At 38.4% G+C, this 19,787-nt stretch carries 16 protein-coding genes and 1 pseudogene; 13 read left to right on the forward strand and 4 right to left on the reverse strand.

Features of this window, described 5'->3' with window-relative positions:
• The 5 genes from SCALIN_RS23300 (at position 1) to SCALIN_RS01205 (ending at position 5,645) form a co-directional block, all read left to right on the forward strand.
• A complete protein-coding gene (locus SCALIN_RS23300; RefSeq protein ID WP_096892437.1) occupies positions 1-225 on the forward strand; it encodes a Tll0287-like domain-containing protein in 225 nt (74 codons plus the stop codon).
• Entirely contained in the window at positions 222-2,204 is a 1,983-nt protein-coding gene (locus tag SCALIN_RS01185) for a HAMP domain-containing sensor histidine kinase (RefSeq protein ID WP_096892438.1), read from the forward strand. The genes SCALIN_RS23300 and SCALIN_RS01185 overlap by 4 nt, the downstream gene beginning before the upstream one ends.
• 804 nt (positions 2,205-3,008) lie before the next feature.
• On the forward strand, positions 3,009-3,773 hold the full coding sequence (locus tag SCALIN_RS01195; protein ID WP_162532096.1) for a PEP-CTERM sorting domain-containing protein: 765 nt from the start codon (positions 3,009-3,011) through the stop codon (positions 3,771-3,773).
• A 396-nt stretch (positions 3,774-4,169) separates the two neighbouring features.
• Entirely contained in the window at positions 4,170-4,805 is a 636-nt protein-coding gene (locus SCALIN_RS01200; RefSeq protein ID WP_096892441.1) for an Lcl C-terminal domain-containing protein, read from the forward strand.
• Between the two features lie 312 nt (positions 4,806-5,117).
• On the forward strand, positions 5,118-5,645 hold the full coding sequence (locus tag SCALIN_RS01205) for a tyrosine-type recombinase/integrase (protein ID WP_096892442.1): 528 nt from the start codon (positions 5,118-5,120) through the stop codon (positions 5,643-5,645).
• 88 nt (positions 5,646-5,733) lie between these two features.
• Here SCALIN_RS01205 and SCALIN_RS01210 read toward each other — a convergent pair whose 3' ends face one another.
• The 4 genes and pseudogenes from SCALIN_RS01210 to SCALIN_RS01225 all read right to left on the reverse strand — a co-directional run bounded on the left by SCALIN_RS01210 (position 5,734) and on the right by SCALIN_RS01225 (position 11,058).
• Positions 5,734-7,341 (reverse strand): autotransporter outer membrane beta-barrel domain-containing protein, encoded by a 1,608-nt coding sequence (locus SCALIN_RS01210; RefSeq protein WP_096892443.1) that lies wholly within the window; start codon positions 7,339-7,341, stop codon positions 5,734-5,736.
• Position 7,342: 1 nt separating this feature from the next.
• Positions 7,343-8,539: a hypothetical protein gene (locus SCALIN_RS01215; protein WP_096892444.1), complete on the reverse strand. Its 1,197-nt coding sequence runs from the start codon at positions 8,537-8,539 to the stop codon at positions 7,343-7,345.
• Between the two features lie 396 nt (positions 8,540-8,935).
• Positions 8,936-10,630, reverse strand: a pseudogene (locus tag SCALIN_RS01220) (putative transposase); the annotation flags it as partial.
• A 65-nt stretch (positions 10,631-10,695) separates the two neighbouring features.
• Positions 10,696-11,058 carry a hypothetical protein gene (locus SCALIN_RS01225; RefSeq protein ID WP_096892446.1) on the reverse strand — a complete coding sequence of 121 codons (363 nt, stop codon included), beginning with the start codon at positions 11,056-11,058 and terminating at the stop codon, positions 10,696-10,698.
• A 59-nt stretch (positions 11,059-11,117) separates the two neighbouring features.
• On the opposite strand from SCALIN_RS01225, the gene SCALIN_RS01230 reads away from it, so the two are divergent.
• The 8 genes from SCALIN_RS01230 to SCALIN_RS01265 all read left to right on the forward strand — a co-directional run bounded on the left by SCALIN_RS01230 (position 11,118) and on the right by SCALIN_RS01265 (position 19,546).
• Positions 11,118-11,480: a carbon storage regulator gene (locus SCALIN_RS01230; protein ID WP_096892447.1), complete on the forward strand. Its 363-nt coding sequence runs from the start codon at positions 11,118-11,120 to the stop codon at positions 11,478-11,480.
• A 905-nt stretch (positions 11,481-12,385) separates the two neighbouring features.
• Positions 12,386-14,140 carry a transposase gene (locus SCALIN_RS01235; RefSeq protein WP_162532097.1) on the forward strand — a complete coding sequence of 585 codons (1,755 nt, stop codon included), beginning with the start codon at positions 12,386-12,388 and terminating at the stop codon, positions 14,138-14,140.
• A 59-nt stretch (positions 14,141-14,199) separates the two neighbouring features.
• Positions 14,200-16,230, forward strand: coding sequence for a DUF7948 domain-containing protein (locus SCALIN_RS01240; RefSeq protein WP_096892449.1), 2,031 nt, complete (start codon positions 14,200-14,202; stop codon positions 16,228-16,230).
• 317 nt (positions 16,231-16,547) lie between these two features.
• Positions 16,548-16,724 carry a carbon storage regulator gene (locus SCALIN_RS01245; protein WP_096892450.1) on the forward strand — a complete coding sequence of 59 codons (177 nt, stop codon included), beginning with the start codon at positions 16,548-16,550 and terminating at the stop codon, positions 16,722-16,724.
• A complete protein-coding gene (locus SCALIN_RS01250) occupies positions 16,705-17,211 on the forward strand; it encodes a site-specific integrase (RefSeq protein ID WP_162532098.1) in 507 nt (168 codons plus the stop codon). The genes SCALIN_RS01245 and SCALIN_RS01250 overlap by 20 nt, the downstream gene beginning before the upstream one ends.
• 60 nt (positions 17,212-17,271) lie before the next feature.
• Positions 17,272-17,943: an alpha/beta hydrolase gene (locus tag SCALIN_RS01255; RefSeq protein ID WP_096892452.1), complete on the forward strand. Its 672-nt coding sequence runs from the start codon at positions 17,272-17,274 to the stop codon at positions 17,941-17,943.
• A gap of 343 nt (positions 17,944-18,286) precedes the next feature.
• Positions 18,287-18,667 carry a hypothetical protein gene (locus tag SCALIN_RS01260; protein ID WP_096892453.1) on the forward strand — a complete coding sequence of 127 codons (381 nt, stop codon included), beginning with the start codon at positions 18,287-18,289 and terminating at the stop codon, positions 18,665-18,667.
• A gap of 453 nt (positions 18,668-19,120) precedes the next feature.
• Complete coding sequence (locus tag SCALIN_RS01265) at positions 19,121-19,546, forward strand: 3D domain-containing protein (protein WP_203415293.1); 426 nt, start codon at positions 19,121-19,123, stop codon at positions 19,544-19,546.
• The last annotated feature ends 241 nt before the right edge of the window (positions 19,547-19,787 follow it).

A 19,787-nucleotide genomic window follows, 5' to 3' on the forward strand; every position in this document is an offset into this window, starting at 1 on the left:
ATGGTGGAGGTAGATGGTAAGAAAAGATTCAGGTTCATAAAGCCGATCTATGTTGATGTGGGATGTTTACAGTGTCATGGTAAAAAGAGAGAAATTCGTCCGGAAATTAAACAGTTTCTGGAAAGCAAATATCCTTTTGATCAGGCATTTGAGTATAAAGAGGGAGAACTTCGTGGCGGGATAAGCATAAGTATTTCACCAGAACTATTAGGTATAGAAAAATGAAGTTCACGAGATTTGGTACTAAACTTTTTTATTTATTCCTGTTGGTGTCGCTTTTGCCTCTCGGTATTGCAGGCGGGATAGTTTACCTGTATATGCACGACAGCATGAAAAAAGAGGTACTAAAGCAGCTACGGTCTAATGCGTATAGTCTTAATAGTCAGTTGGATCTCTTATTGTCAAAAAGAAGATTCAGGGTTGCAGATATTAGTTCTGATGGTTTTATCAGAGATTGCGTCGAAAAGGTATCTTACCAGCCGCCTGATTATTCTCAGATTATCGAAAAGTTAAATACTCACCTGATTGTAAATATGAAACGCTTAGACCCTGATATTCTTGAAATACAGATTCTCAACCATACAGGTAAGGTCATCGCTTCAACCTCTCTGGAGCAAGTAGGTAAAGACTGCTCTCATAAAGACTACTTTAGAATCCCGTTTCTTTCACACGAGCAAATGGGCCCATATTTTGCTGATGCAGCAGATCCTTCTGAAAATCATGAAAGACTAAAGTTAGTATTTTCGTCAATTCTTACAGATAAGCTTTTTCAAAAACCTCTGGGTGTTCTTGTAACTAAGGTGAAGGGTACAATACTTCAAAACATTCTTCATGCAACGGTACCTCAATCGAACGAAAAAGATTTTGTTGCACAGTATAGTGCAATTTATATCGTGAACAGCAAAATGTTAATGATAGCAGGCTCAAGCGATACTGCAGAATTCAGTGCTGGAAATACTATAGATACACCAGAAGTGCAGCGGGTGCTGGATACAAAAAGGGAATTTTCCGGAATATGTAAAAATTATAGGGGTGTGCAGGTGTTTTCTATGGCATTATATGTGCCTGAGACGAACTGGGTAATTCTGTCAGAGAAAGACGTCAAAGATGCATTTCTGCCATTAGCGAGGATCACGTATATTTTTGCTATATCCGGATGTGTGGCACTACTTCTGGTATTTATATTTGCATTTGTTGTTTCAGGTAAAATAAATTCAGCCATAAGAAATCTGTTAGAGGGAATCAGAAGAATTGCAAGAGGTGATTTTGCACACCAGATAGCAGTTATCAGGAGTAAGGACGAAATTGGCGAACTGAGTGAGTCATTTGTACAAATGTCCAAAAAACTAAAAATCTCACACGAGAAATTAGAGGAACATAGTCGAACACTGGAACAAAAAGTTGAAGAAAGAACAGTTGAATTAAGAGAAGCAGATAGGATGAAAACTGAATTTTTATCTTTAGTTTCGCATGAATTAAGAACACCACTTGCAGCAGTATTAGGTTATGCGAAAATTATAAACAAAAGATTTAGCGATGTTATCTTTCCTAATGTCAGATCTGAAGATGATAAGGTTGCGGTCTCAATTGGAAAGGTTAAAAATGGCCTTAACACAATAATTTCAGAAGGTGAGAGATTAACTGAGCTTATAAATGATCTCCTTGACATGGCAAAAATTGAGTCTGGAAAAGCCGAGTGGGAGATGAAGCCTGTTTCAGTTGCTGAAATTATTGAACAAGCAACAATAATAACCAGCAGCTCCTTTGAATTGTATGGACTTGAGCTGCTAAGTGATGTTGATGAAGGGCTGCCTGAGGTTGTGGCAGACAGGGATCGGCTGGTGCAGGTGATGCTTAATCTTATTTCTAATGCTATGAAGTTCACAGAAAAGGGATCTGTACTATGCCGTGCAAGGAAGAAAGATAACGAGATAATAATAAGTGTAAAAGATACTGGCACAGGAATATATGATGCTGATCAGAAGACGATATTTAAGAAATTCAAGCAAACAGGAACTACTACTAAAGGCAAGCCGAAAGGGACTGGGCTTGGACTTCACATCTGCAAAGAGATTGTAAATCATCATGGTGGCAGGATATGGGTGGAAAGTGAGCCAGGGAAGGGAAGTACCTTTTCATTCACTCTGCCAATCCCCTGTGGTTGTGGACCACTCACATGTACAGGCGCAAGTGATAAGGTATAATCGGCTAACGATCAGATTATAGTTAGTGACTACAGTGGAAAGAATAAGTACACTAAAAGCATGTAATATTTGTCTTATGTTCTTTTATATCAAGGTTTAACATGAAACAGTAGGTTTAATAGTATCATGATTGAAGAATGCGTGCATTTTAACTCTGACGGTTTAAAGCTTGAGGGTGTTTTGTCATATGATGAAAACGTTATGAGCCCACCACTTGCTCTTTTGTGCTCACCTCACCCTCACCACAGTTTGCACAAAATATCTTTAATGACAACAGACAACAAAATGCGTATACAAACCCCGATTTTCTATCAATGTGCAGGAATCATATAGATGAAGTCATGGGAGAGTATGGTTCTGATACTTCAGGTGATAAGGGTGGTATATAAAGAAGTGGTGGAAATGGTAGGTGTTTTACTAGCTCACTCAAGTTGATTTTCGTGAATACCACTGAAAGTATTGACAAAAGTTTAGCTTTGTTATCATTTCTTTTTAACACCATTCATAATATCAAGCGTAATCAGGTGGTCAAGCTAATATGTTATAATCCTTTCATCTTGTTGCTCTACATTCCCGAAATCGCTATAACTAAACATCGCCTTACCACACTACGTAGTGTTTAAACGTGACAAAACGTGGCTTTGTTGTTGACAAATAAAAACGTTTATGGTTTACTACGTCGATCAATAGGGGTGTAAACAGATTAATTAGATACATATTGAGATGGATCCTACAATTTAGCACATGGGTCTCGCATTGTCCCTTACATTTTATTTATCAGTGAGTAGAGGAGGAAAAGAGAATATGGAAATAATTAAGTCATATTATAATATTAAGCCTAAAGTCGTATTGTGCATAGTGCTTATATCGCTATTTTTAATCCCACTTATTACGTATGCGACCACAATATACAATATTAAGGATGACTGGAGTGACACAAATAACCCCAATGGCGTATGGTCATTAAATAGGAATGGAGCACTCTTAACCGCCAGGATTGCTGGAGGTGACAGTTGGGGTTCCCCACAGCAGGCGTGGGGATCAGGGCAAAGTTTCGAAAACATTTTTAAGAGTAATGGTACCGAACAGTTCACCCACGACTGGCAGCAGGACGACATAGTTACACACACACCCAATAGTACGTCACAGTTCCATGAAATAAAATGGACAAGTCCAGAAGATGGCGTATTTTCAATATCAGGAGCAGCTTGGTCAACACGTGCGTTAAGTAGAACGAATATATGGTCACTGCACAGCAACGGTAACCTCCTCACACAGGGTGTTCTCCAATTTGGCCCCACATCAAGAGCGAACCCGTTCTTATTTGAGAACGGAAGTAATGGGAGTTCCGTCATTCAAAACCTATCGTTATTTAAAGATGACACCATACAGTTGCGAATACAAAATATATCTGGCTTAGGAGATTATGTAGGTCTTAATCTGCAGATCGAAGGCGGGCCAGCAGCAGTTCCAGAACCCGCAACAATCGCCCTTCTCGGTATAGGTTTAACAGTACTTGCAGGAGCAGAAGTAAGACGCAGACGAAAAAAGAAAACAATTAATAGCTAGGTAATTATATTTCAATATAGTTTCATTATACAGACGCCTGCATTCTTCATACAACGAAGGATGTAGGTGTTTTTTTATGTCTACTACATACCACACTCACCAGTAATATACTTGTGTGTCCTGATGTTTAGGCTTCACATTACAATGAACCCCATTATATCACCGCAACTGTAAGTCTTATTCAATACCATACCATTGACAACATTGACAAAAGCCTGGTTTGTTATCATTCCTCATAAACACCATTTAGATACCAAGCGGAATCAGTTGGTAAATCTGAAGTGTCACAGCCTTTCATTTTTCAATCAGTATTTTAATTTTCTTGTTGATTTATTAATTAAACACTATAGGCTTCTGTATATATAATTGTACATTTCAATTAAAGGAGGGTGTATTATGAAGAAGCTTCTCATCTTGGTTTTTGCATTTCTGCTTTGCAGTCCTACCTCACAGGCAACATTAATTGACAATCTTGATGGTACAATTACAGACACAAATACCGATCTAATGTGGCTTCAAGATACTAGGTATGCCATGACAAGTGGATATGATCATGATGGTAATATGGACTGGTATGAAGCAATGGAATGGGCAGAGACACTAAGCTTTGGAGGTTTTAACAACTGGAGGTTACCGTCCATGGATGTCAATGGTGACATGGTTATAGTGGATGGCTCCAGTGTAAGCGCAACAGAGCTCCTAGACAACGAATATGCCTATATGTACTACTTTAATGGCATTACCCCGTTTATCCCTGACGTCTTTACTAACTTCGCACCTTCTGGGTTACGGAATTACTGGTCTAGTACATTATCAACAACCGATCTAGATAATGCCCATCATTTTCTTTTTGTTAACGGCGGCCAGAGCGAAATGGACAAGGAATATGGGGGTGGCTATCTTTGGGCAGTGCGTGACATAAATTCTGTTCCAGAACCCACAATAATCACCCTCTTCTGCATCGGCATAGTGGGACTTGCAGGTGCGGAAGTAAGACGCAGACGGAAGAAGAAAGCAGTTGTTAAAAGCTAGGTAATTATTTACTAAGATTGATTCATTATACAGACGCCTACATTCTTTATACACTTAGGGATGTAGTCGTTTTTTTATGTCTATTATATCCCAATACATCTCACCAGCAATATCCCTGTATGCCCTTAATTTAAGTTTTTACATATTCAATCTGTAACATAGGGAACTTTGAAACAGAATGGTTAAGTGAGCAAATATTATTATCAAAACCTGTCGCCTTCCCCCTAAAAAGACGACACCTCCCTACTTTCACTCTTCGCAAGTCCTTATTTTTCGGTCAATGGAAAAAATATATTGCGACAAATATGCGACATGTCATACCAATATAAACGGGAACCGTTAACACCAGATGAAGCCAACCGACTGGCTAATGCTTGCAAAACCCACGACGAAAAACTGATCATATGGACTTTGCTCGACACAGGATTAAGGGTTGCAGAATTTTCGAATCTTCAGAGAGACAACATTGATTGGCAGGGACACAGAATTACAATCTACGGAAAAGGTGAACCATACGGAAAGAAAACGAAACGGAGAGTCATTCCTCTAACTCAACGTACACAAACACTGCTTGAGGGACATTTCTCTTTACACGAAACGCTCGGTATAGGTGTCCGCACAATGCAGAGAATTGTGAAGAGAGTTGCAAACAGTGCCCATATATCAAGAGATGTAACACCCCATGTGTTACGTCATACCTTTTCTGTTACCGCTGTTCAGAAAGGTCTCTCGCTCCCCTCTTTACAGCGGATACTTGGACATGATCACTTAACAACCACAGAAATATATTTAAACTTAAGCCCCGAAGATGTTGTGAGAGAATTTAACGAGAAGTGGTAAAGATTCACTTTGTTCAATACTCACTTGCAATAAAAAAGGCGAGACGCATAAGCGCCTCGCCTTGTACTACTCACGTATTAAAACTTTCTTACTTCTTTCCCTTATCATGAGGAGCTACTATCTCTACTGTCGTATCTGAACTGTTACCTATATCGTCAGTAGCCGTAACTGTAATCGTATACACCCTACCTATTCCCTGGCCTTTACGCTCAGACCTGAGCTGTAGAGTTATTTCACCAGTAAACTGGTCTATCGCTGGTGTTGTATAGTCAGGAATCGTGTTACCATCACCGTCAGTATCTGGCGGTTCGCTGCTTGCTACCGTAGCTGAAAGAGTTACCAATCCGCTGTTATCAGAAGCAGTTGCCTGAATGACAACATCTACCATCTGGTGATTTGGTGGCCAGAGTATTCCACCTTGAATAACCGTTGCATGTATCTTCGGATTGGTTGTATCTTCCACTATAACTTCAATGTTTGCAGATTCTGGAAGATTGACACCATCACTGGCTTCTAATGTGACTATATGAATACCAACTGGTAAGCCTCCATATATGGTGTGTGGAATTAAGTTTACTGGAGCCCCACCTACATTGGTCGCAATAGAACTGGACTCGAATATGGTCGCCACTTCAAACCATTTGTAATTAAGGGTTTCACCATCAAAGTCAGCCACTGAACCACTTAACTCAATATCTCCTCCTACCTCAAATGTTCCTGCACCAGCTGGAGCAACAACTGGAGGTGAGTTTGCTATGGTCAAAACCATTACATCAGTTACTGGTGTGTTGATACCATCTTCTACCTCTAATGTCAGTGTGTGTTCACCTATACTAAAAGCTGACAAGGTGGATAAATCCAATGGGGCTGCTCCACCTGAAACAAGTGTTGAAGAGAGCAACACAGTAGAACCTTCTAACCACCGATAATTAAGTGAATCTTCAACATCTATATCGTTAGCTATTCCAGCTAATGTAGTACCTGATTGTTCGCTTGTAAGAATATCAAGATTATCACCTGCATCTGCTGTTGGTGGAGTATTAACACTGCCAGAACAACTGAAATCCCAGTTCGTATTATTTTGATTTACTCCTATAGAATCACATGCAGTAATGGTCTGTAAATCTATTTCGTGAGAATCACTGACATTTAGGAAATTAACCGTCGTTGATGGAGTATCTAGGTTCCATTGAGTACCAGATATCGTTGACGCAAGCACTATCAAATTACCAGATGAACCGTTAACATTAAAAGTAGCGATAGTATGCGTTCCTAAAGTATAAAAGGATAACTTCAGAACACCTGATTCTGCGTTAAGTGTGTCACAATAGAGTGCATCACTAAATGTAACACCTTCTGAATGTGTGTTTTGGACAGTAAGTATATTAAAAGTAGATAAAGTCCCACGTGTAGTTACTGACTGTCCATTGGTAGTAGAATTGAGAGTCACTGTACCTGCGCCTGAATCAAATGTTCCTGCTCCAACATTTGACCAGTTACCACTGAGATTAATTGCACCTGTCGTCGATTGAAGAATTCCTTCATTATTAACGTCTCCATTTATATTTACAGCATTCGTATTAACGTTAACCGTATGGCCAAATGGTATTGTAAGTCCAGCTGCGTGAACTGAGCTAGTGCTTATAACACCAATTAAGGCAACTGTTAATACAATAATAATTTTTATTTTAGACATATTATAGCCCTCCATTGAGGCGAGCCTCTATTTTTGCCAATCTTTCTTCTAGTTTCTTGTTGTGTTCGTGGAGTTGTTCAATATAGATATGGGCCTTCTCCAATTCTTCTACAATACCCTTACGATGTGCGCCGACTTCAACTACTTCCATACCGTCCTCATTCACCTTTGCCTTGGGAACAGCCGCGAGATGTTTGTTATTCCACATAAATTCAGCATGTTCTTTAATTGATTCTAGCTTATAATCGGATTCAAATACATAATCAGCATGCAGCGAAACTCCACTCTGGAAAATAGCTCCATTTACGTCTAAAGCGGCACCTGCATTAGGAGTCGTAGTATTAATACCTACTGATCCAGTTCCAAAATCGCCGTAGATCAAAGTATTGTTACCTTTGGCAATATAGAGTTTGTTATCGCCTGTTGTATGGCTTGAGCCTGCTTGGTAGCCTATAAAGGTATTGCCTGTACCTGTTGCATTAATACCTGCACCATAGCCGATTGCGGTGTTAAAGTTGCCTGTGGTGTTTCCTACGAGTGCACCAGCTCCGAATGCAGCGTTCCTAATGCCTGTTGTGTTATTATACAGTGCGTTAAGTCCGCTGGCTGTATTTTCGTCACCCGATATATTTTTGTAAAGCGCCTGGTATCCAGTGGCTGCATTATGCTTACCTTCAGTATTAAAAAATAGTGATCGCCATCCAATAGCAGTATTATGACTACCTTCGGTGTTACTGGATAATGAGAAAATTCCTACTGCTGTATTTTGTGCGCCTATAGTGTTACTTGCTAATGCGACTAATCCAATGGCAGTGTTCTCATTGCCTGATATGTTCTCACGCATTGTCTCATGCCCAATAGCTACATTCCTCCTGCCTATGGTATTGGATACTAAAGCTAGTGAGCCAATAGCAACATTTCTTCCGCCATTTGTTATAAGTGCAGTATTTTGGCCCGCATTTATCCCCAAGAACGTATTAGAAGTATCATCTTCATCTGTTTTTACGTTATGACCAGGCATTGTAATTATGCCATGGCCCCTAACTTCCATAAGTTTTTGATCGGCCTCATTCTTAATTAAAAAGCCACTGGCACTTGTATTTCCTTCAAGAACCACTTCGGTATCCGCCGCGTAAACAACAGAACTTACACATAAAACCAATGCACAAAAACCAGCAAGTATATTTAATTTCAACACCTTCTACCCCCCCTTTTATATAACATTTTAAAAATAGATGAATACTTTCAATGCAAAAAAACAATCTACTAATTTTACTGAATGATAGTTACGTATATTTTTATTGCCTCCTTTCAAAATTCATGGTTTGCAAAGTTATATTATTGATATAGTAAAAACCCTTACTACAAAGATATTCACATAAATATACATCTAGCAATAAGTCCACCTCAGACCGTATTTATCATTATTTAATACTCCTTTGGTGTAAAATGTGAGTAATTACTACTTTTGCCAGAAGGAATTAAAAATTAAACAATCATTCAGAATGTTTTACATAATTAACAATAAAAGCCTCTAATTGTCAACAAAATATATCACGTAACTATAATCTCACACATCCTGACTTCGGTGACTTTACAAGGAGACCAATTTGTAAACAAACCGCATTTCTGTGCCAGGAAAAACTGTTTCTATTTCATTGAGTTGCTTGCAAAGTTTAAGTGCTATTTTGTTTGACCTCTCATTGCTTAGACTATGAAGTGATACATTTAATATCTTGTTTTCTCTGTCTGGTTCAATGTCTACTTCTGTCGAAAATATCTGCCGTAACAACACCCTTGTTGTCTTCCTCTGTGATAGTTTTGGCTCGATCATTGTTGCCATAGCTGTCTCTGCTCTATAATCTATCATCTTTATTGTATCCACAATATGCTTCTTTTCATTTGTTAAACTACTATATTGCTCGCACTCCGGCAACTCTCCAATCTCAATACTCTTCTCTATCTGTTTGCGTTGTTCCTTTAAACCTGCCACCTCATTTCTATACAATTCAATTACTTCCTGCAATTGTGATTTTTTTATTACATACTTTTTCATCTCTTCATCTTCTTCTGTAATGTTTTTGTCTTCGAGTTCCAAGGTTATTTGCCCAAATTCAGACACCCTCTTTCCAAGCTTCTGGCTTACACTTCTTATCCTACTCTCAATATCTCTATAAGCAGGGTTTACCACCTTCACTGTCTCATCAACAGGAGCTGTACCATACTCGATAAGTCTATCAATCCCAAAGTGTTCACGCATGTATTTGAAAAAGTTCTCCTGTGACCATCTGGCGAACATTGTACCCGCTATCACCGCCATGTCAGGGATAAAATCCGTTGTGATTATTGCCGTCTGATGACCACTTTGAGTCAACCTGCGAATCTCTCTTACATTAACTTTCTTTGACAGCTTTGTCATCTTCTCCGCAAGCATCATTCGCACTACCTCACCATTATGCAATTTAACCTCCTCTTCTTTAAACATCTCTTCTGGCCAATCCTTACCCGCATATTTCCTGTATGTATAACACGAGATACGTTGCTCTTCCCACATCTGCTTGAAAAACTCAGGACTATAACCCTCTCTATCAAAGATAACTGAAAATCTTGATAATTGTGGGTTTCTTGTAAGCTCTGATTCAGTAGGTTGGTTGGGGACTTCTTTGAGGAGTTTCGGTATGATCTCGGTCTTCAATATCGACAGCAACCCTTTATTATGAGCGCTGCTAACCACAAAATACGGCTGACCAATAGCATCATTAACCCAGTAATCGCTCATTCCCCTGAAACAAAGCTTTTCACGTGTTACAAACCTTTTAGGCAGTTTTGTCTTTTTTCCATGATAAACTCTTACTCTGCCGTCAACATACAACAACCCGGCTATCACACCTGCAGACCCCATCCACTCTTTTGACAACTCACTATTCCATTGCTGCGCATTATTCTGCTTTGCCAATATACCAAGCTTTTCACGCATAGTCTTTACCTCTGCCACTCGATCAAGGCCAACCACCTTTCCCAGCTCACCGGGACTATGGTACTGTAGAGATTCAATATTCTTTATTCTCAGCAACGCGGCAAAGGCTAATGTGATAAATATATGTTGCAGGTTGTAATAACCTTTGGGAAGTGAAAAATACTTCTTGGTATGCTTTAATAATCCATTTGCTAAAAGTGCCGGTAACGCAAAAAGAACTCCTCCATTTGTAACATCACTGGCTTTTTCAAAACACGTTGTTGCCTCTGCTAATTCTCCAATACTTGCGCTAATACGCTCCTGTAGCCGTGTACATCCTTGCCCTAATACCGCTTCTCTATCTTCTTTGCTTCTCTGGCTTTTATTACTTGGACTTTCTACTTTTTTTTTAAATCATTATTCTGACGCAATTTCCCTTCCCGGATCGCTTTGTATAATGTATTAGCCTTCAATCCCAATTTTTCAGCTACTTCCTTACCGGTATGTGCCTCATCGAGCAATGCTTGTGCTGTGTCTATTACCTCAGGTGTCATCACTCGTGGTGTTCGTTTTATTTCTCTTTGATAAAAAACTCCCGGCCCGCCCTCACGATATCTCTTTGACCAGCGTTTCATATTGATCGGGTTTAACCCAAAGACTTTATTAATCTCAGACTGTGTCGCATTGCCTGTTACAAAAAGCTGTGCCATAAACATCTTAAATGAATTCAAATCTCCTTCATCGTGTACAAAGATTGGCATCTGACCATTAAAATAATAGACACGTCCGTCCCTTTTGGCAAAACCAAGGAGGGTGTCAAATGCTTGTTTTAAACAGGAGGTTTGGTGAAAGTTTAATAATCAGAGGTGATATAAAAATCACTGCTGAAAGAATAAGCAAGAAGCAAGTTAAAATATGTATGAAAGCTCCAAAAGGTGTAATCATGAAAAGAGAAAAAGCGTGTAAGAAAATTCAAGTTGGGAATTTGTTGCATTCTGATTCAGTTTTACATAATGATTCTTCGATTCAGAATCTTTTGCATCATTATCGTGATAATTTTTTATTAAAGACGGCAGTTGGGAAAATATTAACAGTTTTGTTTTATTGGACTTCTGCATCGGCAGTAGAAGCATTAAATGATAATCCTGGGTTAATAAAAGAGGCGAGGTTTCTCATAGACTAAATCAATATGCTATTGCTGAGGTCCTTGGTGGAAGAGAAGGTGTTGTCTACAACACAGATGAAATTGCCTCCTTCTTGAGTGATTATACCAAAGGATCACCACCTCCTTTAAAGGCGATATTGAATGCTATCAGGAAATATATGCTTAAGAAGAAAGAACGTGGAGAACTGTTCTTTGGTTTTAGGTTGGAATAGGGTGCTACTATGTGGATGTGTTCTGTGAAATCACCTAATTTGAATTTGAAGGAAAATGATGTTCTCTACTACCATAAACCAACACATATCACCCGCAACGTCCCTATGTGTTCTGATGCTTAAGTTTCCTCTTGCATTTAGTAAGTAACATTCATACCATGCAGCTATATCTACCGAATTATCATATCGCACAGAAATATAACATCATTTGATGGATATGCTTTTTATAAATTAAGTTTGTTTCACTCTAAGTACAGAGATCCTGATCTCTGTATTTATGATTCTTTGTTGATTAGAGAAAGGCAGGAGTGCTTTTCGTGTGAGATTTCTACTATACTTAAACCCATTAAGTACACAGAAAAATACGGGCTACTATTAAACACAGATTTTCATACAGATTTAATACCCTAATATTATAACTCAATTCTGGTTCATGCAGAAAGCTAAAATGCCTTATAAGCCTATCAAATCCACAAGACACACAAGTAGGTTGAATTTTAAATATAATTCAAATTAGGTATTAATGCCTGAATAGTAGGTTGCAATTACTGAACTTAAAGCAGGAAGTAATTTGTCATGACGTATTTGAAAATACGGTTGAAGCGCTATAAATACCGCTAAGTCAAGAAGTAGCATACCGGCAGTCATTGAAAATATGCAAGAATGACTTTTTTATATTTACTTATTATTCATACAATGTATACTAATTATATGAATAAGGACATAAAGGAGTTCTTTTTAAATTCTACTCATATAACTCACAGGAAATACGAAGCAATGAGAGCTTTGTGTGTTGAAAAGATCAAGGCAAAGGATGTTGCAAAAAGATTCGGCTATTCGCCTTTTAGTATCAATGCGATGAAACGGGATTTTGTAAATGCTATAAAAAATAACCAAATTGATTCCAGGCATTTCTTTGTAACAAAAAATCCCGGACGAAATCCGGATGCAGATAAAGCACAATTGAAGGTTAAAATAATTCGATTGCGTAAACAAAATTATTCCATACTTGATATAAAAAGTGCTCTTCAGGCAGAAGGAAACAGAGTTTCCCATGATTATATTGATCGCGTACTCTCAGCAGAAGGATTTGCTCGTTTACCCAAGCGGACACAAATTGAGAGAAAACTCCAATTCTCCAAAATAATTAAAGCTCCGCGAAGCCATTCTATTGACTGGAACATTGATAAAGGTCAGTTGTTTCATTCTGAAAGAGGAATAGGTATTCTTCCCTTTCTTCCGCTTTTAGCACGACTATGTGTTGATCAGTGGATTGAGTTTGCGGAGTATCCTGGAACTTCTGAACTCTCCAGTGTTCAAAACGTGTTGCCTTTTATTGCCCTGAAGCTTGCTGGTCATAATCGTTATAGCCAAGACGACCTGTGGGCTATGGACAGAGGATTTGGGCTTTTCAGCGGTCTTAATGTGTTACCTAAAGATGGAACATTATCCAGCTATTCGTATCGAACGGATCGTCACATGAACCGAAGATTTTTAAAAGCTATGTTTGAACAACTAAAAAAGTTGAGGCTGTTAAGCAGTCAAGTGAACATGGACTTTACTGCTATTCCTCATTGGGGTGACGCCAGTGTTCTGGAAAATAATTGGTCAGGAAAATATGGCAAAAGACTAAAGAGCGTTTTATCCGTACTTTGCCAAGATCCGGATACCGGCATCTTTTGTTACTCTAATGCGGAGATAAGGCATCGTAATGAAGCAGAGTGCGTGTTGGAGTTTGTTGATTTTTGGAAAGACGGAGGCAGGAAACCGTCTTGTTTGATTTTTGATTCTAAATTTACAACCTACGAAAATTTAGAAAAACTTGATAAGGATAAGATAAAATTTATTACCCTTCGCAGAAGAAGCAAAAAGCTTTTGGCAGAATTACATAAAATACCGGATGAGGAGTGGAGTAGTACCAAAGTCGAAGGTCCAAGCCGTAAGCATATGAGATTAAAGATTCATGAATCAGAAATACTGCTCAACAAAACAACAAGATATTTCAGGCAAATTGCCGTGTCAGGCAATGGTCATGAAAAAGAGGCATTTATCTTAACCAATGATAGAAAGCGTACTGCCTCACAAATAATCAGACAATATGGAAAACGTTGGAATGTAGAAAAAGGAATTTCAGAGCAAATAGAGTTTTTTCACCTTAACAAACTCTCATCGTCCATAGTGGTAAAGGTGGATTTTGATTTAACGATGACTATAGCGGCACATAATTTCTACCGCGTAATTGCTATGGATCTTGCTGGGTTTGAGAATGAAACATCAGGAAGTTTAAGCAGTAAGTTTTTTGACAATGGAGGTCAATTCAAAATTGAGAACGATTCCATAATAGTGGAGATGAAAAAGAAAAGGCATCTTCAAATTTTAATGGAAGCTATCAAGAAATATAAAAATATAAAAATCCCTTGGCTGGAAAAAAGAAAAATTAAATACCGTCTATGGACAACATCATAAAATTAGGGTATTAAATCTGTATGAAAATCTGTGTTAAATAAAAAATAAAGGGGATTTGGATGAAATGCAAAATCTGGCTCACATTTGTATTGGTGGTATTGGGAGTTGTTCTATTTACTGGTTACAAATTTGTATGGCAAGACGGAGTTGCGAGTACTGTTCCAGTACTTACCGAACCTGACAATGTGTTCAAAGCGCACGTAGTAGAAACCTACGGCAAATTACCTCTCTCCTTTATCCAAAATGACGGTCAGATGGATGAAAAGGTTGAGTTTTATCAGAGAGGCAACGGCCATAGCACATACTTTGCGAAAGATGGTGTCTATCTGCAATTATTATATAGTGGTCCATCAGACTCTATAAATAATGAAGAAGATAATAATGATATAACTGTAACAACTCACAGTCCACAGACATCGACAAACACAAATCTAAAATCTGAAACTATAAAGCTCATTTCCCTGAATTCCAATAATAACCCGATGATAGTATCTGAAGGTTTACAGGAGGGTAAGGTAAACTTCTTCAGAGGCAATGATCCTGAAAAATGGAAGATTAACATTACCACCTATCAGGCCGTGGTCTACAAAGATATTTATGATGGCATAGACATGAAGTATTATGGGAATAACCGGCAGATGGAGTATGATCTTATTGTCAAACCTGGTGCTAATCCGTCCACACCTTTGTTTTCCTATGAAGGAATAGAGGGGTTGCGGGTTACAGGCAATGGAGAACTTGAGATAGATCTCAAGCAGGGAACGTTGATTCAGAAAAAACCGGTCATCTACCAGATGATTAACGGCAAGCGGATAGAAATCGAAGGTAAGTTTAAGCTTGAACCGGTTGGCCATGACAGGGAAGAGAAGCTTGCTTATGGGTTTAAGGTAGCCAGCTATAATAGAGATCATGCACTTATCATAGACCCAGTCCTCGCTTACTCTACTTATTTAGGAGGAAGCGGGGGCGATCAAGCCTATGGCATTGCGGTAGATACCTCTGGAAACGCTTATGTTACAGGATCTACAGGCTCCACCGATTTTCCAACCGCCTCACCCATCCAGGGAACTTACGCGGGAGGTGGAGACATCTTTGTAACCAAGATAGATAGTTCAGGCACCAGCCTGGTCTACTCTACTTATTTAGGAGGAAGTCGTTCTGATTCCAGCCGTAGCATTGCCGTGGATACCTCTGGAAACGCTTATGTTACAGGATCTACAATCTCCCCCGATTTTCCAACTGCCTCACCCATCCAGGGAACTTACGCGGGGGATCGGGACGTCTTTGTAACCAAGATAGATAGTTCAGGCACCAATCTGGTCTACTCTACTTATTTAGGAGGAAGTGGGGGTGATCACCCCTATGGCATTGCGGTAGATACCTCTGGAAACGCTTATGTTACAGGACATACAGTCTCCACCGATTTTCCAACTGCCTCTCCCATCCAGGGAACTAACGCGGGTCGTGATGACGTCTTTGTAACCAAGATAGATAGTTCAGGCACCAGCTTGGTCTACTCTACTTATTTAGGAGGATGGACTTATGATTCTAGCGGTGGCATTGCCGTGGATACCTCTGGAAACGCTTATGTTACAGGAGCTACAGACTCCCCCTACTTTCCAACTGCCTCTCCCATCCAGGGAACTAACGCGGGGGGTGGAGACGGCTTTGTGACAAAGTTATCTAGCGGTGGGACATCATGTCCACTAAATTTAATATTAAATCACGACTCTTCTGGTCAGGCACTCTTGAGGCGTTATCGAGATGAGTCTTTATCAAAGACAAACGTCGGAAAACTATTAACGATGTTATTCTATATAGTCTCTGCGAAGGCAGTAGAGACACTAAATGATAATCCTGAGTTGATAAAGGAAGCGGAGCATCTCATTGATGCCAATAAATATGCAGTTACTGAGGTCCTTGGCGGAAGAGAAGGTATTGTCTACAACACAGATGAAATTGCCTCCTTCTTGAGTGATTATGCTAAAGAGTCACCACCCCTCTTAAAGGCGATATTGAATGTTATCAGGAAATTTATGCTTAAGAAGAAAGAGAGTGGAAAACTGTTCTTTAGCTTCAGGTTGGAATAGGGTGATTATTATGTTGAGGTGGCCGGGTTTGTCCTGTGAATCATAGCAATCATTTCATATGAACTTAATCCACAGTATGCCTGTATTTAAAAAAGGCATTCTTGCGTCATTTAAGTTACAAGAGTGCCTTTTGTGTTTGTGTTCAAATATGAGGAAAATTAGAGAGAGTTGATGAAGGTAAGGTTTTATTTTAGGTTTCTGCCTGTTAGGGTTATTTACCATTTTAACCTTGATTTCAATAAATAGGTGATTGCTATAACGGCATGATTATACACTTAAATACATATCCCATAGAGCAAAACCAAGGAGGGTGACAAATGCTTGTACTGATAAGGACGCCAGGTGAAGGTTTACTAATCGAAGATAAAATAACAATTGAGAAAATAAATAAGAGCAAAACCAAGATAGGAATTGAAGCACCCAAGGACGTGGTTGTTTGCAGGGAGGAAGTGGTTAGAGTAATCAATGAGGAAAATGAGTTATCTTCTGCTTAATACTGGCTTACGATTGGAGGAATTACTTTCGCTTGAGTGGTCTAGGGTTAATCTATTAAGAAGGACAATTCTTATTCGAGAGACCAAGAATGGTAGCCCCAAAACGCTTCCGCTCAACAAGATTGCATTGGAGGTGCTTAATCAACGGTCAAGGGTAAAGAACTTAAAAAATGATCTTGTGTTCATTAGCTGTAGGGGCAAAAAGGTTAATAGGAATTTTCTTAGAAAATGCTTTTATGATGTGTTAGAGGAAGTAGGAATTGAGAACCTATGGTTGCACGATTTACGCCATACCTTTGCTACACGCTTAGCGCAGGCAGGTGTTGATCTTTATAAAATTTCCAAATTGCTGGGTCATAAGGATATTAGGATGACACAGCGATACGCACATCATTCTCTCGATAGCCTCCGAGATGGAGTAGAAATTTTAGAATCTGACTACAATCTGACTACATTGGGCGAAAATAAGTACTCTAAAGGCTTGTGATATTTGTCGTATGTTGTTTTATATTAACGTTTAATAGGAAACAGTAGGTTTAATAGTATCATGATTGAAGAACGCGTGCATTTTAACTCTGACGGTTTAAAGCTTGAGGGTGTTTTGTCATATGATGAAAACGTTATGAGCCCACCACTTGCTCTTTTGTGCTCACCTCACCCTCACCTTGGAGGTGATATGGAAAATAATGTTATCCTGTCGCTAGGTAAAGTACTGGCAGAAAATGGTTTTGCTGTGCTTCGGTTTAACTATCGCGGAGTTGGCAGTAGTGAGAGTAAGCAATGCAATATTGCGGAGGTATATAAGTATTGGGAAGAGATATTAAACAATGATGATTGTTCTGATGCTATTGTAGATGCTGTCTCTGCAACTAAATACCTGGAATCAACAGTTGGTACGAATAAGATATTTATTGCGGGATATTCATTTGGAGCAATTGTGGGGATGATGCTGAGTGTGGATAATACGAATATAAAGGCATTTGCTTCAGTCTCTACTCCTTTCAGTAGAGTTGATATCGGATTTCTCTCTGACTGCAAAAAGCCGAAGCTGTTCATTTGCGCGGACAATGATTTTGCAACATCACTTGAGGATGTAGAGAAAGGAATACAAAAGATTTCTGATCCAAAGATACTTGATATTATTAATGATTGTGATCACTTTTATATAGACAAAGAGATAGAAATTGCCAATAAGGTATTAAAGTTCTTTAACCATTAAATAAGTACATTATGAACCATTCCTCCAATCAAATTCGGATTAGATGTTTATAATCACATATTTTTCACCTCAAACTAATCTGTTTCAGATAATGTCCTATATGTTGAATTCATTGTACTTAAATGATTTTGGATAACTTTTATGCGCAGAAAAACATATCTCTGAAACCTATAAAACTCGTGTAATTGGTTTTTAACGAACAGATTGCTATTATGCGCCAGTATTTATTGTCAGGAAAAAGAAGAATATTTATCGCTTTGCTATATGTTGTTAAATAACAATACCTTATGTGGGTTTGTTCCTGTTTTAGTAAATTGGTATTAGAATTGCTAATAATTCAGTCATGTCAACAACCAAGAAGTTTGATTTAATTAAATATGAGTATATCGTCTATATTCACTCTCTGGAAACCTGTAGCATATGTAAGATATTGCTGACAAAGGATGATTTTGTCAATTCAAGATCGGTTAACCAGGTTAAGTGGGTCCCGGTAATGAATGTTAATGTAGATATTATTGATACTGCTGAGGTAACCGGGAAAGATTATGGTATCTCTATTGCAAAGAATAAAAACAGGATTTGTGGTCTTTTTGATGCAGAACCTCTGGATTGGAAATATGCGCAAATAGAGGTTGGTAATGATTCAAATACAAAAAACAAGATTGCCATAGCAAGGATGCCAAGAAGCCCAATTGTTCCGGTGATGTTTGATATAAGTGAATGAACTGGTATTATATAAAATTAAACAGCTGTGTCTGGGTCTCATTGTTTTGTAATGTTATCATTTTTTTTACTAGACAAGTGGAAGTACAATTTATAATATCAAGTTACTTTTTTTAGTTTGAAATATACTTATTCATCAAAGTTCTTTTATAGGAGGAGAACAGAGGAAGATCTTTTTGCGTAAGGGTTGTTTAAGACCGTACAAAGGATAGCCTTAGTGTGGAGATATTTTGAACAAATATCTCTACGCTAAGGCTTTTTTATTTGAGTTGTACTACGAATTCTCTCTTTTGCATAACCTGTTTTTCCAGAGGTCAAAAGGTAAAGAAAATCCTTAACATGGAAGTGGCAAGGTGTAGAGTAATTGTAATTTATTTGCTTTTAAGTTTAAGGACAGAGCATGGATGTTTGTTATTGAATTCTTTAAGCAGTGTATTAAAGAAGAGGTTTAAGAATGAGTAATAGTAAAAATGGTATGGTAGGGTTATTATATGCCCGGAAGGTTGTATCAGCCTTTTTTGTAGGGATATTATTGCTTTTGTCGAGTATATTTTTTTTTAACAATGTGAATGCAGAGGTATTTAAAGCAACCGCATACTGTTCATGCAATAAGTGTTGTGATAAGGACCCTTCAGATAAATGGTATGGGATTACCGCAACAGGTAAAAGAGCACGATGGGGAACGGTAGCAGTTGATAAGAAAGTTATAAAGCTGGGTAGTAAGTTAAGAATAAAGGGGTTTCCAAATACGATATTCAGGGCTGAGGATGTAGGTGGTGCCATAAAGGGCAATCGTATTGACGTATGGTTTCCCAGTCACAGGGAGGCTCTAAAGTTTGGTGTCAAGAGGATTGTAGTTCAACGTGTTATAAACGGGTAATGTATAAAAAGCATTTTCCGTTTGATCCTTAAAAAGATTTTTTTCTATGCCTGGATTAAATAGAGAGCATGTTTTCCTTAATTCCTTAGTCCCTCAATTTCTGAATACCTGAATTACGTAGATAATTGATATTATGAATGCAGCGATCTTAGCTATCTTCTCTCTCTCATGCTTTTTTGCAAGCTACTTTTTTTATTCAAAATTCCTTGCTAAGAAAATCTATAAGTTAGATCAGGATATC

Source organism: Candidatus Scalindua japonica (assembly GCF_002443295.1).
GTDB lineage: Bacteria > Planctomycetota > Brocadiia > Brocadiales > Scalinduaceae > Scalindua > Scalindua japonica.